The following is a 13,794-nucleotide window of genomic DNA, read 5'->3' on the forward strand; positions in this document are numbered from 1 at the left end:
CATAACGATTCGCGAGCATAAGAAAACGCTTGGTGAATAGCTATAACCGATAGTGTGCCGATGCGGACTTGCACGTCCGTATCACCGATTTTGCGGTGACGGAAAGAGGTTATCGATGAACCCCAAGCACGCCTAGTTCATGGACAGCACCGCAGTTTGAAGGACATTTCCCAAGGGTTTGCGAGGTAGAGGATCAAAAGATCGCAGCCTTCGGCAGCTCCTACAGGAATGTGTTTCTTCAGGTGTAGGACGGGGGGATGGTGTGACGCGGAGCGTCACGGGATGCATTCCCACGCCGAGCGTGGGAACGATCAGGCTCAAGGGTTGGGAAGCGTGACTTGGTGGTCATCATGCGAGAAAAGACCTGCATCGTCTTCTATCAACCCAAGATAGTGGCGAATCCGTCCGAATCCCTTACACTCCCCCAGCCGTTCATTTTCCTTTTGAGGCTGTGCGCATGAAATTTCGTTTTCTTCTGTGGATGCTGGGTCTGTTGATGGGCAAGGCCAGTCGGACCAATCCGGCGTTCCAGCAGCAGTTGGGTGACAAGGAGCTGGTGTTTCAGCTACAGACCCTGGACGGCAAGGTGGCGCGGCATTTCCGGGTGAAGGATCAGCGGATTACCAGCCAGTCTGGCGTGTATCCCGAGCCGGCGTTTGCCATTGCCTTCAAGGATGCAGCGTTTGGTTTTGCCACGATGCAGGCGAAGAACAAGCAACTGGCGTTCATGCAGGGGATTCAGGACAAGACGATCCAGATCAAGGGCAACCCGGCGCTGGTGATGTGGTTTCAGGGGCTGACCAAGTATTTGAAGCCGAAGAAGGCCAAGCCCAAGGCCTGAATCAAGTTCGAACAAGGCCAGTATTCGAATGATGGAAGGGGACCCAAGGTCCCCTTTTTCATGCGTGCGAAACTCCCTCGACAGCCGGTTTTCCACTCTGGATGGATACACACCTGTCAGATCTGACAGGTGCCAGCTCCGGGTTATTGGTGTTCCATCAGCGTGGTGTCCTGCAGTGGAGGACTTCTGACACTCATGGAGAGCACGACGATGAATCAAGCACTCGGCATCAAGCAGCCTGGTACATTCGATCCAGCATTCAACAAGGGAAAGTTTCTCGGACTGCCCTTTTCTGGACGCTCCGAACTTTCGGCGGACGGGGTCCTGGCGTTGCCGGAGGGCAAGGCGATCATCCTTTCCCGATCCTGGGAAACTCCCGAGAAGTATGTGCTGGCGCGATTGAACGCGGATGGTTCTGCGGATACGCAGTTTGGAGAAAACAATCAGGGCATTGTCGAGGTACGGATCAAAGGCCTCATTGACCTGATGATTTTCAGCATCACCCACACTGAGAACGGTGGGTGGCTGGTTTTCGCACAGGGCACCTTTGAGCAGTACACCGCGTTGCTATTGATTCGCCATCTCCAGGACGGTGAGCTGGATTTAACGTTGAACGGCAACGGGATTCTCAACATTCCTTACGGCAATTTCGGTAACTCCGGTTATGACGCCATACCCGTAACCGCTTCCAGTCGGATTGATGCTCAAACCTCGAACAGCGCCGGGCAGCTTTCCCAGGGCGGCGCAGTTCCGGTGATTGCGCAGGCTGACGGCAAGATTGTCATCGTCTCCAATGCTTACAACCGATCCGGAAAGATCCAGGCCATCGTCTTGCGACGTAATGCGAATGGTTCCCGCGACACGAGTTTGAACGAAAAAGGTTCTGCATTCGTCGAGCTTGAGGGGGTCATGTATGACTGGAGTACGGGCATGGGGGTAGCCCTTCAGCCGGATGGATGCATTGTGGTTTGCGGCGATTTTTTCAATCAGGAGAGAGGCATATCCGGCGTGTTTGTGACGCGCCTTACCTATGCCGGCAAGGGCGACAATGAATTCAATGAAGGACGCCCTGTAACGCTCACCAGTGGCTTTTCGATGCGTTTGCACTCGGTATCGCTAAGGGAAAGTGATGGCCGGATCGTCGCAGTCGGCAGGTCCAGGGAGGCGCTGGAAGAGCGCCAGAAAGGGTTGATCATGGTTTTGAACAAGAGCGGCTCTAACAGCCTCCCTTTCAATAAAGGCAAGCCGCTGTATTCAGGGTTTCTTTCTCAAGGGCTCAACTGGCGCTACTGCGTATCACAAGAAGACGGCGCGATCGTTGTGGGTGGAAGCGTCGGAGCCGGCGTCATTGATGACGAATTGTCTACGGTGGTCGCGCGTTTTCTACCGGACGCCACTCTGGACCCGATTTTCGGCGGAAAAGGCTACAGCGTGTTCAATGAGAGCGAGTTCATTGAAGAACCTGCTGGCATGGCGATGCGCGATGAACGACTCTTTATGTGCGGTTCTTTTTGGCAGGATCAAGACCCATATCCCAGCGTAACTGGCGGATTTGTTCTGTGTTATCTGTTGCGATGAACATTGGATAAGCCAGGGTCACGGTTTTTCGCGAGCAGGCTCGCTCCCACAGGGATTGCGTAAACCCTGGGGAGCGGGCCTGTTGCGTATCAGGCCTGGCTGAACTGCGAAGCCAGTTCGCGCAGCAGCACTTCCGCTTCCAGCACCTTGCTGACCACGTCGTTGGCCTTGTCGCGAGTCAGACCCACACGCTCCAGCAACGCATCCGGAATGTCCTCATCCGGCCCCGAGCCAATGCCGCGACTGCGCAGCAGGCGCACGGCCAGGCACACGAGGTTCGGGTACTCGGCGTAGGCGCCGTCGTAGCTCGGGTCATGCTGGAAGCGCAGGGCGGTGGCCAGTTCGTCCGGCATGTCCCAGTAGCGCATCAACCAGGAGCCGATCTGTTCGCGGCTGATGCCCAGCAGGTGTTGCTCGACATAGCTGTGGCACAGGTGCGGATTGACCTCCAGGTGGCGGCAGATCAGTGAGAAGTGCGGCGGGAACACGTGGGCCAGCAGCAGGTAGCCGAAGTTGTGCAGCAGACCGGCGAGGTAGGTCAGGCCGGCTTCCGGGCGCTGGGCGCGCGGCATGGCGCGGGTCAGGCCTTCGATGACGGCGGCGGTGTAGATCGACTGCTGCCAATACGGCGTGGTGTGTTGCGGGTGGTCCTTGGGCAGGCTCAGGGTCTTGCCCAGGGCCAGGCCCAGCGCGAGGTTGATCACCAGATCGAAACCGAGGACGCGGACGATGGCGTCTTCCACCGAGCGGATCTTGCCCGGCGAGGCGTAGTACGGCGATGCCGCCCAGCTCACAACCTGCGCGGCCAGCGCCGGGTCGGTTTCGACCACGCCGGTGATGTCGTCGATGGTGGCGTTGGGGTCGACGCGCAGCTTGATGATTTTCTGTGCGGTTTCGGCCAGCGGCGGAATCTCGATGGTCGCTTCCAGGCGTTGCTGGATGCGTCGTGCGGTGAACGCCTGCACGGCCTGGGTGATTTCCTCGCGGTCATCGTCCGGGCGGTCGAGGTTCGGCCGGATGCTGCTCAGGGCTTCGCCGAAGTTGGCGGCGCTGGCCTTGGTCAGCATGGTCTTGAATGCTTCGCTGGTGATTTCCAGCAGCACGCCCGGCTCGCCGGAGTTGATCAGCAACTTCGGCTCGCGCAGCAGGCCTTCTTCGTAGAGGCACGGCGAGCTGGTCAGCGCCGGCAGGCCTGGGAGCAGGCTCAGGCTATGTTTGCCGAGCATCTTTTCCAGGCGCTCGGTGGACACGGCGGTGAGGCGGCGGCCCGTCAGTTCGGCGAGGCGGTTGAGGTCCAGCAACTGGCTCTGCGGGAATAACACCATCAGCGCTCCGACCGCGTCGTCCAGCAACACGGCCTGCACCTTGCGCGAGGCATTGAGGCCGTGGTGGTCGAGCACTTCTTCGAAGGCAATGCCGAGTTTGTCGAGCAGCAGCCGAATGACTGACGGAGCGTGCGGAGTGTCGGGGGCGAGAGCAGCTTCGGTCATGGTCTGTATCCGTTTTTGAAACAATTACCGGAGTATAACCAGCTTGCTCGGAACGAGCTGTCAGAAACTGCGACGGTGCTCACACTTGGCCGTATTGCTGCCCGTGGCGCAGCCAGCGGTCGAGCAACGGGCTGACGTGGGTCGGCCAGCGTTCCAGCAACGCTTGGGCGGCATCGCGCACGGCGGGCAGCAGATCGGCGTCGCGCATCAGGTCGGCGACCTTGAATTGCAGCAGGCCGGTCTGGCGGGTGCCGAGCATTTCGCCGGGGCCGCGCAGTTCGAGGTCTTTTTCGGCGATGACGAAACCATCGTTGGTTTCACGCATGATGCCCAGGCGCTGACGACCGATCTGTGACAGCGGCGGGTGATAGAGCAGCACGCAATGGCTGACCGCGCTGCCCCGGCCGACCCGGCCGCGCAACTGGTGCAGTTGCGCGAGGCCCAGGCGTTCGGGGTTTTCGATAATCATCAGGCTGGCGTTGGGCACGTCGACGCCGACTTCGATCACCGTGGTCGCAACCAGCAGTTGCAGGTTGCCGGCCTTGAATTCCGCCATGACGGCGGCTTTTTCGGCGGGCTTCATGCGGCCGTGGATCAGCCCGACCTTCAACTCGCCGAGGGCGGCGGTGAGGTCTTCGAAAGTGGTTTCGGCGGCCTGGCAGGTCAGCTCTTCGGACTCTTCGATCAGCGTACACACCCAATAGGCCTGACGTCCTTCGGCGCAGGCGCTGCGCACCCGTTCGATGACTTCGACGCGGCGGGTGTCGGTGACGAGTACGGTGTTGACTGGCGTGCGGCCCGGCGGCAGTTCGTCGAGGATCGAGGTGTCGAGGTCGGCGTAGGCGCTCATCGCCAGGGTTCGCGGAATCGGCGTGGCGGTCATGATCAGTTGATGCGGACACATGCGCCCGCCAACGCCTTTCTGCCGCAGCGCCAGACGCTGTTGCACGCCGAAGCGGTGCTGTTCGTCGATGATCACTAGCGCGAGGTTCTTGAACTGCACTTCGTCCTGGAACAGCGCGTGGGTGCCGACCACCATCGGCGTGCCGCTGGCGATCTGCTCCAGCGCGGCCACGCGGTTCTTGCCCTTGAGCTTGCCGGCCAGCCACGCCACCTCGATGCCCAGCGGTTCGAGCCAGCGCTTGAAGGTGATGAAGTGCTGCTCGGCAAGAATCTCGGTCGGCGCCATCAGCGCGACCTGATAACCCGCCTCCAGCGCTTGCAGCGCGGCGAGGGCGGCGACCACGGTCTTGCCGGCGCCGACATCACCCTGGATCAGGCGCAACATCGGTTCGTGCTGGCTGAGGTCGTAGGCGATTTCGTTGCCGACGCGCTGTTGGGCGCCAGTCGGATTGAAGCCGAGGTTGGCCAGGTATTTGGCCGGCAGCTTCGTGGCTTTGGGCATCGCTGGCGCGCGCAGGGAACGCATGCTTTCGCGCAGGCGCTGCTGGGAGAGTTGGTGAGTCAGCAACTCTTCGAAGGCCAGACGATGTTGCGCCCAGTGATGACCGAGGGCCAGTTCATCGACGTCGGCGTCGGCGGGCGGGTTGTGCAGGTAACGGATCGCGTCGGCCAGCGGCGCCAGTTGATAGTCGCGGGCCAGTTCGGTCGGCAGCCAGTCGGGCAGGGTGGCGGGCTTGAGCAGGGTCAGGGTCTGCAGGCACAACTGGCGCAGACGCTGCTGGGTCAGGCCTTCGGTCAGCGGGTAGACCGGGGTCAGCGTTTCATCCACCGGCGGCGGTTCGTCGCCGTTGATCGCGCGGTATTCCGGGTGGTAGATCTCAAGTCCCGAGGCGCCGGGCCGGGCTTCGCCGTAGCAGCGAATCCGCGTGCCGCGCTTGAGGCCTTCCTTCTGCGCATTGCTGAAGTGGTAGAAACGCAGGCTGAGGCCGCCGGTGCCGTCCTGCAAGCGCACCACCAGGCTGCGCCGCCGGCCCATGACCACGTCGGCACCGCTGACGGTGCCTTCGACCACGGCGTCCTGTCCCGGCCGCAACGCGCCGATCGGCACCACACGGGTGCGATCCTGGTAGCGCAGCGGCAGGTGGAACAGCACGTCCTGCAAGTTCTCCAGGCCGACCTTGGCGAGTTTCTCGGCCATGGCTTCGCCGACACCCTTGAGTGCCGTCACCGACACTTGCGACAACTCGCTCATGACGCTCGCTTAACCCGCCGTGACCGGTGCCGCCGGCTTGGCGACCGAGCACAGGCGAATGGAGTCGGCGAGGATCTCGATGGCTTTCGGTCGTGGGAAGCTCGCACGCCAGGCAATGGCGACGGTGCGGAACGGCACGGGCGCCGACAGTGGCCGCACTTCGATCACGCCCGGTGCGTAGTGATGGCTGTCCACCGCCGACAGCGGCAGGATCGAAATGCCCAGGCCCGAAGCGACCATGTGGCGAATGGTTTCCAGCGAGCTGGACTCGACCGTGGTGTGCTTGGCGCCGTCGTTGCCCTTGGTCAGGGTCGGGCAGGCTTCGAGTACCTGATCACGGAAGCAGTGGCCTTCGCCGAGCAGCAGCAGGCTCTTGTCGTTGAGCAGGCCGGCGTCGATGGATTCCTTTTGTGTCCACGGGTGCTGGGCCGGCATCAGGACGTAGAACGGCTCGTCGTAGAGTTGCAGGGTCAGCACGTCGGCTTCGTTGAACGGCAGGGCGATGATGATCGCGTCCAGCTCGCCGTTGCGCAGTTTGTCGCGCAGCACGTGGGTGAAGTTTTCTTCGATGTACAACGGCATCTGCGGGGCGACCCGGTGCAGTTGTGGGATCAGGTGCGGAAAGAGGTACGGGCCGACGGTGTAGATCGCGCCGACTTTCAGCGGAGCGGTCAACTGGTTCTTGCCAGCCTGGGCCAGTTCGCGGATGCCCTGGGCCTGTTCCAGTACCTTCTGCGCCTGGGCAACGATGCTCTCGCCGACCGGGGTCAGGCGCACGGCGCTTTTGCTGCGCTCGAAAATCAGCACACCGAGTTCGTCTTCAAGCTTTTTCACGCCCACCGAAAGGGTCGGCTGGCTGACGTGGCAACGCTCGGCCGCGTGGCCGAAATGCTGCTCTTGGGCGAGGGTAACGATGTAGCGTAATTCTGTGAGAGTCATAGCAAGCGTCCATGAAGATGCGGGCCAAGCATACCGGCTGCAATCGATAGACGCACGTTATCAGACTGAGTGAGGCGTGCGACACCGGGCAATGCCGGTTTGCCAGGGATAGATAAGCAAAAGGCACCTTTCGGTGCCTTTTTTGGCTGGAGCTATTGGTTGGTGCATCAGCCTGCGGAAGATCAGCGGCGTTTTTCCAGCGAGTACACAAACGGCGCAACAATTTCGATCGAGCCATTGGTCAACATGTCGGCCGGTGGCTTGGGCAGCGGTTGGGCGCGGCGGATCATTTCCAGGGTGGCCCGGTCCAGATCGGCGTTGCCGGAGCGGCCCACCAGTTCGAACGACAGCACGTTGCCTTCGGCATCGACCACGAAGCGCAGCCGGTTCAAGCCTTCCTTGCCCCGCGCCTGAGCGCTGGCCGGGTACTTCTTGTACTTGCCCAGGTGCGCAAGCAAGGTGCCCTGCCAACTGGCCTTGGCCGCCATTTGCGCAGGCGACGGGCCTGGCGCAGGTTGAGCGGATTTCTCCGTCGGCGCCTGGGTCGGCTGGGTTTCCGCCGGTTTTTCCTCGGACGGTTTTTCCTTCACCGGTTCCGGCTTCTTCTCCACCGGTTTGGGCGGCTGAGGTTTCGGCTTCGGCTTGGGTTTGGGCTGAGGTACGGCGATCTCGGCCTTCGGCGCCTCAGCCAGTTTCGGCAGCGGCAACTCTTCGACCGGAGCCGGTGGCTGCGGCGGTGTGACGACTTTCGGCGGAGCAGGCGGTGGCGGGGCCGGAACCGGCGCCAGCTCGACCATCATGGCCTGGGGAGGCAGCTCGATGGGCGGGCGGGCGGTCCAGTTCAGCGCCAGCGCGATGGCCAGCGCGTGAACGCCCAGCACCACGACCAGGCTACCGCTGTAACGCGTCAGCTTATGGCGCGTCGTGATCATTTCTTGGCTGCCGTCTCGAGTCCGACCAGACCGACTTTCAGGTAACCGGCCGAGCGCAGGTTGTCCATCACGCTCATCAGGTCGCCGTAATCCACGCCTTTGTCAGCCTGGAAGAAAATGGTCGTGTCTTTCTTGCCTTTGGTCCGGGCGTCGAGGGTCGCGCCGAGGGCTTCGGGCTTCACTTCGTCTTCACCGAGGAACAGGCGCTGGTCAGCCTTCACGCTGAGGAACACCGGTTTCTCCGGCCGTGGCGCCGGTTTGGCGGTCGAGGCAGGCAGGTCGACTTTGATGTCCACGGTGGCCAACGGAGCGGCCACCATGAAGATGATCAACAGCACCAGCATCACGTCGATGAACGGTGTGACGTTGATTTCGTGGTTCTCGGCCAGATCGTCGTCTGCGCCTTCTTTCAAATGCAGGCCCATGGCCGATTACCCCACTTTGACCATGTGCGGCTGCGAGCTGCGCTCAGGCTGGTGGTCGAGGTCGCGGCTGACCAGCAGCAGGACCTGTGCCGAAGCATCGGACACCTGCGCCTTGTAACCGGCGATGGAGCGGGCGAACACGTTGTAGATCACTACCGCAGGAATCGCCGCGACCAGACCCAGCGCGGTGGCCAGCAACGCCTCGGCGATGCCCGGTGCGACAACGGCCAGGTTGGTGGTCTGGGTTTTGGCGATGCCGATGAAGCTGTTCATGATGCCCCACACGGTGCCGAACAGGCCGACGAACGGTGCGGTGGAACCGATGGTGGCGAGTACGCCGGTGCCGCTGCTCATGTTGCGGCCACAGGCGGCCACCAGGCGCTCGAGGCGGAAGCTGACGCGCTCCTTGATGCCTTCTTTCTCGCGGGCGTTGGCCGACAGGCGCATTTCTTCGAGGGCATCATGCACCAACAGGTTGGCGAGGGTGCCTTCCTTGCCGGCGGTGGCGCTCGCTTCTTTAAGGGTGACGGCTTTCTTCAGGTTGGCGATTTCACCGCGCAGACGACGCTTGGCGCCCATCAGCTCGAAGCCTTTGGCGATCCAGATGGTCCAGGTGATGATCGAAGCGATGGCCAGACCGATCATCACGATTTTCACGATGATGTCGGCGTTCTGGTACATGCCCCATGGCGACAGGTCGTGGGCCATACCCAGGGTGTTGTCGGCTTCGAGGACTTCCGGTGCGGCGTCGACTGCCGAGGCATCGACAGCCTGAACCGGATCGGTGGCGACTGGCGTGGTAGCCGGGGCGGCATGTTCGGTCGCGGCCGGGGTGGCTGGCGCTTGTGCGTCAGCGAACGCGGCGACCGGCGCCAGCGTCAGGCTGAGCAGCAGGGCGACCACGGCGCTCCAGGCGCTGGCTCGTTTGGTTGGCGAAGCGGAGGTTTGATTACGTGTCATGCTGGCCGGACCTGAGATAGAAAAACGGTGATGCTCTTCCAGGCCTCGTGAGGCCGAGAACAAAAGTGGCGTGCATTATTGCAAGTAATTCTTGTTAACAAAAGTAATAGAGTAGCTTTTTTTCCTGCATTGCTAGCCGCTCGTCCCTTGCCGAGGCTAGTCTGTGGCTTTCCGATGGGAGATTTTTGATGTCCGCGCCTTCTGTTTTGATCGCCGGCTGCGGTGATGTCGGCAGTCGTCTGGCTACGCAATTGCTGGCCGGGAACTGGCAGGTTTATGGTTTGCGTCGCTCGATTTCGCGTTTGCCGGCCGGGGTGATCGGTGTGGCGGGTGATCTGTTCAACGCCGAGTGCCCGGCTGACTGGCCGTCGGGTTCGCTGGATTATCTGGTGTACAGCGCCGCCGCCACCGAACATGACGAGGCGGGCTACCGCGCCGCTTACGTCGAGGGTTTGCAGCATGTGCTGGGCTGGCTGAAGCAGCATGGGCAGCAGCCGAAACGGATTCTGTTTGTCTCCAGCAGCAGCGTTTACGGTCAGCAGAATGGCGAGTGGGTGGATGAGTCCTCCGAGACGGTCGCGGCCGGTTACTCGGGCCGCTTGATGCTCGAAGCCGAGCAGGTGGCGCTGACCAGCGGCATCCCGGCGAGCATCGTGCGCCTGACCGGCATCTATGGCCCTGGCCGCGAATGGTTGCTGACCCAGGTGCGTCGCGGGTATCGGGTGGCGATCGATCCGCCGCTCTATGGCAATCGCATTCACGTCGATGACGCGGCGGGGTTGATGGCGTTTCTACTGGAAACCGATCGACGTGGCGTCGCGCTGGATGACGTCTATATCGGCGTGGACGACGCGCCGGCACCGCTGGCCGACGTGGTGGCGTGGTTGCGCGAGTATCTGGGTGTCACCGAATGGGCGGAGGACGCCAGTGTGCGTCGCACCGGCAGCAAGCGTTGCAGCAACGGGCGGGCGAAAGCGCTGGGCTGGACGCCGAGGTATGCGAGTTTTCGCGAAGGTTATGCGGCGATTCTTGAAGGGCGCTGCTGACGTTTAAAGGCTGAAAACGACTGTGGGAGCAAGACTGCTCCCACAGGGATTTCTACGGCTTTATTGCTTTTCGAGCAGCCATTTGCGTTCGCCGGGGGTGAACTGCGGCTGTTCGTCCGCCAGTGCCGTGTTGACGGCCTGCAGGATTTCCAGCTCTTTGCCCTTGCGCACGAAAATCCAGTTGTTGCCCTGGCCGTTCTGTTGCAGCCACATGCTGTCATTGCCGCCGCTCATCGATGCGCAATCACCCGCCAGGCACAGGGCATAGCGGTCGGCACCCGGCAGGCCGGACACTTGGCCGTCGGCCTGAAACTGCACGGCGCTGCCTTCGCCCTGGCCGTTGACGATTGTCCAGTTGCCGCCCAGATAGGCCGCGTACAGCGCACGCTCGAAGCTGGCGCCGATCGGTGCGCCGTCCGGCACTGGAATCTGTGCGCGGTCGAAAAGCTGTTCCGGCTCGTTTTCGCTGGCGACCTGTTGCAACTGGCGGCCGTCGCGTTTCAGTTCGCTGGCGGAGCTGCCATAGAAGTCGACTTTCCAGGCGCCGGACTGTTCGCCCAGCAGCCGTCCTTCAACATTCTCGAAACCATTGGTGTAGCGGGCCTGGCTGGCCTTGGTGTTGACGTCCCATTCCAGGTTCGGGCCGTAGGCCTGAAGCGCTTCGCGCAGGGGGCCGCCCTTGGCAGCGGCATCGATGGCGACCTGATTGATCCAGGTGCCGCTGATGTCACGGTCGGCAGGGTTGCTGGCGCAACCACCGAGGAAAATGGCGAGCAGCGAGAGAGCAAGCGCTTTGCGCATGGTGGAGTCCTTTCAAAACCTTTTCTTTACCGCAGAGCAGTCGGCGCGGCGTTTGAAGGCCGCGCCGTACGCATTACTCGATGACCAGGATGGCATCCATTTCAACCTGCGAACCCTTCGGCAGGGCAGCAACGCCGATGGCGGCGCGAGCCGGGTACGGCTGGTCGAAGTACTTGCCCATGATCTCGTTGACCTTGGCGAAGTGGCTCAGGTCGGTGAGGAAGATGTTCAGCTTGACGATGTCTTTGAACGAACCGCCGGCCGCTTCGGCCACGGCTTTCAGGTTCTCGAACACCTGGACGGTCTGGGCTTCGAAGCCTTCGACCAGTTCCATGGTTTTCGGGTCCAGCGGGATCTGACCCGACATGTACACGGTATTGCCGGCCTTGATCGCCTGGGAGTAGGTGCCGATGGCGGCCGGGGCCTTGTCGCTGGTGATGACGGTTTTGGTCATGTATGACTCCTTGTAATGGCTGGAGGGCTACGCGCGCATGCGGGTGATGCGGATCACGCCGGTCAGGGCGCGCAGTTTCTTGATCACGCGGGCCAGGTGTACACGGTCGTGGACGCTGACCACCAGTTGAACGACGCTGATGCGACCATCGCGCTCGTCCATGCTGATTTTCTCGATATTGCCGTCGGCCGCGTTGACGCTGCTGGCCAGCAGGGCGATGAGGCCACGCTGGTGTTCCAGTTCGACGCGCAGTTCGACGTTGAATTCGCCGGTGACATCCTTGGCCCACGAGAGCTGGATGCATTTTTCCGGGTTGTGGCGGATTTCGCTGATGTTGCGGCAGTTGTCCAGGTGCACCACCATGCCTTTGCCCGCCGACAGGTGCCCGACAATCGGGTCGCCCGGAATCGGCGTGCAGCACTTGGCGTAGCTGAGTACCAGGCCTTCGGTGCCGCGAATCGCCAGCGGGCCTTCCGGACTTGGCAGTTGCTCGCCTTCGCCGAGCAAGCGGCGCGCCACGACATAGGCCATGCGATTGCCCAGGCCGATGTCTTCGAGCAAGTCTTCGATCACTTCGAGGCGGTACTCGGTGAGCATCGCCTGGACGCGTTCGGCGGAAATCTGTTCCAGCGAGCTGTCGAAGCCGTTGAGCACCTTGTTCAGCAGGCGCTCGCCGAGGCTGATGGACTCGGAGCGGCGTTGCAGTTTCAGCGCGTGGCGGATATGCGTGCGGGCCTTGCCGGTGACCACGAAATTGAGCCACGCCGGATTCGGCCGCGCGCCGGGAGCGCTGACGATCTCGACCGTGGAGCCGCTTTGCAGCGGTTCGGACAGCGGTGCGAGACGACGGTTGATCCGGCAGGCAATGCAGCTGTTGCCGACGTCGGTGTGGACCGCGTAGGCGAAGTCGACCGCCGTGGAGCCTTTCGGCAGCTCCATGATCCGGCCCTTGGGCGTAAACACGTAGACCTCGTCCGGGAACAGGTCGATCTTCACGCTCTCGATGAATTCCAGCGAGTTGCCGGCGCGTTGCTGCATTTCCAGCACACCCTTGACCCATTGGCGGGCGCGGGCGTGGGTGCCTTTCGGCTGTTCGTCACCGCTGGATTTGTACAGCCAGTGGGCGGCGATGCCGTTGTTGGCCATCTCTTCCATTTCGCGGGTGCGGATCTGGATCTCGATCGGTACGCCGTGCATGCCGAACAGCGTGGTGTGCAGCGACTGATAGCCGTTGGCTTTGGGAATCGCGATGTAATCCTTGAAGCGTCCCGGCAACGGCTTGTACAAATTATGTACGGCGCCCAGCACGCGGTAGCAGGTGTCGACCTTGTCGACGATGATCCGGAACGCATAGACGTCCATGATCTCGTTGAAGGCCCGACGCTTGCCGCGCATTTTCTTGTAGATGCCGTAGAGGTGTTTCTGGCGGCCGCTGACTTCGCCCTGGATGCCGTCGATCGCCAGGCAGTGCCCGAGTGACTCTTCGATCTTGTTGACGATTTCCTTGCGGTTGCCCCGGGCGCGCTTGACGGCCTGGTAGATCCGCGCGGAACGCATTGGGTGCATGGCCTTGAAGCCGAGGTCTTCGAATTCGATACGCACCGAATGCATGCCCAGGCGGTTGGCGATGGGCGCGTAGATTTCGAGGGTTTCCTTGGCGATGCGCCGGCGTTTCTCGCCGGACAGCACTTCCAGCGTGCGCATGTTGTGCAGGCGGTCGGCGAGCTTGACCAGGATCACGCGGATGTCGCGCGCCATGGCCATGGCCATTTTCTGGAAGTTTTCAGCCTGGGCTTCGGCCTTGGTCTCGAAGTTCATCTGGGTCAGTTTGCTGACCCCGTCGACCAGTTCGGCCACGGTTTCACCGAACTGCGCTTGCAGCGCTTCCTTGGCGATACCGGTGTCTTCGATCACGTCATGCAGCATCGCGGCCATCAGGCTCTGATGGTCCATGTGCATGTCGGCAAGAATATTGGCCACGGCAAGAGGATGCGTGACATACGCCTCGCCGCTGCGGCGGCGCTGGCCGTCGTGGGCCTGTTCGGCGTAGAAATACGCTCGGCGGACCAGATTGACCTGGTCCTGACCGAGGTAGGTCGATAAGCGATCGGCGAGGGCGTCTATGCTCGGCATGATGACTCCTGCCGCAAGCTGTGATCCCGCGCCGTGCTAC

General features: G+C 61.8%; 12 protein-coding genes. 3 read left to right on the forward strand and 9 right to left on the reverse strand.

All coding sequences use genetic code 11. The features are described 5' to 3' along the window. Positions 1-457 precede the first annotated feature (457 nt). A complete protein-coding gene (locus KVQ74_RS01340) occupies positions 458-841 on the forward strand; it encodes an SCP2 sterol-binding domain-containing protein (protein WP_217829213.1) in 384 nt (127 codons plus the stop codon). A 210-nt stretch (positions 842-1,051) separates the two neighbouring features. Next, complete coding sequence (locus KVQ74_RS01345; RefSeq protein ID WP_217829214.1) at positions 1,052-2,419, forward strand: NHL repeat-containing protein; 1,368 nt, start codon at positions 1,052-1,054, stop codon at positions 2,417-2,419. Between the two features lie 89 nt (positions 2,420-2,508). Here the strand turns inward: KVQ74_RS01345 and KVQ74_RS01350 are convergent, their stop codons facing one another. The 6 genes from KVQ74_RS01350 to exbB all read right to left on the reverse strand — a co-directional run bounded on the left by KVQ74_RS01350 (position 2,509) and on the right by exbB (position 9,320). Further along, a complete protein-coding gene (locus tag KVQ74_RS01350; protein ID WP_217829215.1) occupies positions 2,509-3,909 on the reverse strand; it encodes an aminoacyl-tRNA deacylase and HDOD domain-containing protein in 1,401 nt (466 codons plus the stop codon). Between the two features lie 79 nt (positions 3,910-3,988). Further along, a complete protein-coding gene (gene recG / locus KVQ74_RS01355) occupies positions 3,989-6,064 on the reverse strand; it encodes an ATP-dependent DNA helicase RecG (protein WP_217829216.1) in 2,076 nt (691 codons plus the stop codon). A gap of 9 nt (positions 6,065-6,073) precedes the next feature. After that, positions 6,074-7,003: a hydrogen peroxide-inducible genes activator gene (locus tag KVQ74_RS01360; protein ID WP_217829217.1), complete on the reverse strand. Its 930-nt coding sequence runs from the start codon at positions 7,001-7,003 to the stop codon at positions 6,074-6,076. Positions 7,004-7,185: 182 nt separating this feature from the next. Continuing rightward, entirely contained in the window at positions 7,186-7,935 is a 750-nt protein-coding gene (locus tag KVQ74_RS01365) for an energy transducer TonB family protein (protein ID WP_217829218.1), read from the reverse strand. Beyond that, the gene (gene exbD / locus KVQ74_RS01370) at positions 7,932-8,360 is read right to left on the reverse strand and encodes a TonB system transport protein ExbD (RefSeq protein ID WP_053125060.1); all 429 of its coding nucleotides are present in this window, start codon (positions 8,358-8,360) and stop codon (positions 7,932-7,934) included. The genes KVQ74_RS01365 and exbD overlap by 4 nt, the downstream gene beginning before the upstream one ends. Positions 8,361-8,366: 6 nt before the next feature. Next, positions 8,367-9,320, reverse strand: coding sequence for a tonB-system energizer ExbB (exbB, locus tag KVQ74_RS01375; protein ID WP_217829219.1), 954 nt, complete (start codon positions 9,318-9,320; stop codon positions 8,367-8,369). A gap of 188 nt (positions 9,321-9,508) precedes the next feature. Here exbB and KVQ74_RS01380 point away from each other — a divergent pair, with 188 nt between their 5' ends. Beyond that, positions 9,509-10,366: an SDR family oxidoreductase gene (locus KVQ74_RS01380; protein WP_217829220.1), complete on the forward strand. Its 858-nt coding sequence runs from the start codon at positions 9,509-9,511 to the stop codon at positions 10,364-10,366. Positions 10,367-10,426: 60 nt separating this feature from the next. Here the strand turns inward: KVQ74_RS01380 and KVQ74_RS01385 are convergent, their stop codons facing one another. The 3 genes from KVQ74_RS01385 to spoT all read right to left on the reverse strand — a co-directional run bounded on the left by KVQ74_RS01385 (position 10,427) and on the right by spoT (position 13,754). Next, positions 10,427-11,167, reverse strand: coding sequence for a putative periplasmic lipoprotein (locus KVQ74_RS01385; RefSeq protein ID WP_217829221.1), 741 nt, complete (start codon positions 11,165-11,167; stop codon positions 10,427-10,429). Between the two features lie 73 nt (positions 11,168-11,240). Further along, complete coding sequence (locus tag KVQ74_RS01390) at positions 11,241-11,621, reverse strand: RidA family protein (RefSeq protein ID WP_003229509.1); 381 nt, start codon at positions 11,619-11,621, stop codon at positions 11,241-11,243. Between the two features lie 27 nt (positions 11,622-11,648). Beyond that, a complete protein-coding gene (gene spoT / locus KVQ74_RS01395) occupies positions 11,649-13,754 on the reverse strand; it encodes a bifunctional GTP diphosphokinase/guanosine-3',5'-bis pyrophosphate 3'-pyrophosphohydrolase (protein ID WP_217829222.1) in 2,106 nt (701 codons plus the stop codon). Positions 13,755-13,794: the final 40 nt, after the last annotated feature.

The organism is Pseudomonas botevensis, assembly GCF_019145475.1.
Classification (GTDB): domain Bacteria; phylum Pseudomonadota; class Gammaproteobacteria; order Pseudomonadales; family Pseudomonadaceae; genus Aquipseudomonas; species Aquipseudomonas botevensis.

Bases quoted from the DNA above. Each gene is read 5' to 3' on its own strand.
- KVQ74_RS01340 (WP_217829213.1), top strand. From the start codon at position 458: ATGAAATTTCGTTTTCTTCTGTGGATGCTGGGTCTGTTGATGGGCAAG.
- KVQ74_RS01345 (WP_217829214.1), top strand. From the start codon at position 1,052: ATGAATCAAGCACTCGGCATCAAGCAGCCTGGTACATTCGATCCAGCA.
- KVQ74_RS01350 (WP_217829215.1), bottom strand. From the start codon at position 3,909: ATGACCGAAGCTGCTCTCGCCCCCGACACTCCGCACGCTCCGTCAGTC.
- recG (WP_217829216.1), bottom strand. From the start codon at position 6,064: ATGAGCGAGTTGTCGCAAGTGTCGGTGACGGCACTCAAGGGTGTCGGC.
- KVQ74_RS01360 (WP_217829217.1), bottom strand. From the start codon at position 7,003: ATGACTCTCACAGAATTACGCTACATCGTTACCCTCGCCCAAGAGCAG.
- KVQ74_RS01365 (WP_217829218.1), bottom strand. From the start codon at position 7,935: ATGATCACGACGCGCCATAAGCTGACGCGTTACAGCGGTAGCCTGGTC.
- exbD (WP_053125060.1), bottom strand. From the start codon at position 8,360: ATGGGCCTGCATTTGAAAGAAGGCGCAGACGACGATCTGGCCGAGAAC.
- exbB (WP_217829219.1), bottom strand. From the start codon at position 9,320: ATGACACGTAATCAAACCTCCGCTTCGCCAACCAAACGAGCCAGCGCC.
- KVQ74_RS01380 (WP_217829220.1), top strand. From the start codon at position 9,509: ATGTCCGCGCCTTCTGTTTTGATCGCCGGCTGCGGTGATGTCGGCAGT.
- KVQ74_RS01385 (WP_217829221.1), bottom strand. From the start codon at position 11,167: ATGCGCAAAGCGCTTGCTCTCTCGCTGCTCGCCATTTTCCTCGGTGGT.
- KVQ74_RS01390 (WP_003229509.1), bottom strand. From the start codon at position 11,621: ATGACCAAAACCGTCATCACCAGCGACAAGGCCCCGGCCGCCATCGGC.
- spoT (WP_217829222.1), bottom strand. From the start codon at position 13,754: ATGCCGAGCATAGACGCCCTCGCCGATCGCTTATCGACCTACCTCGGT.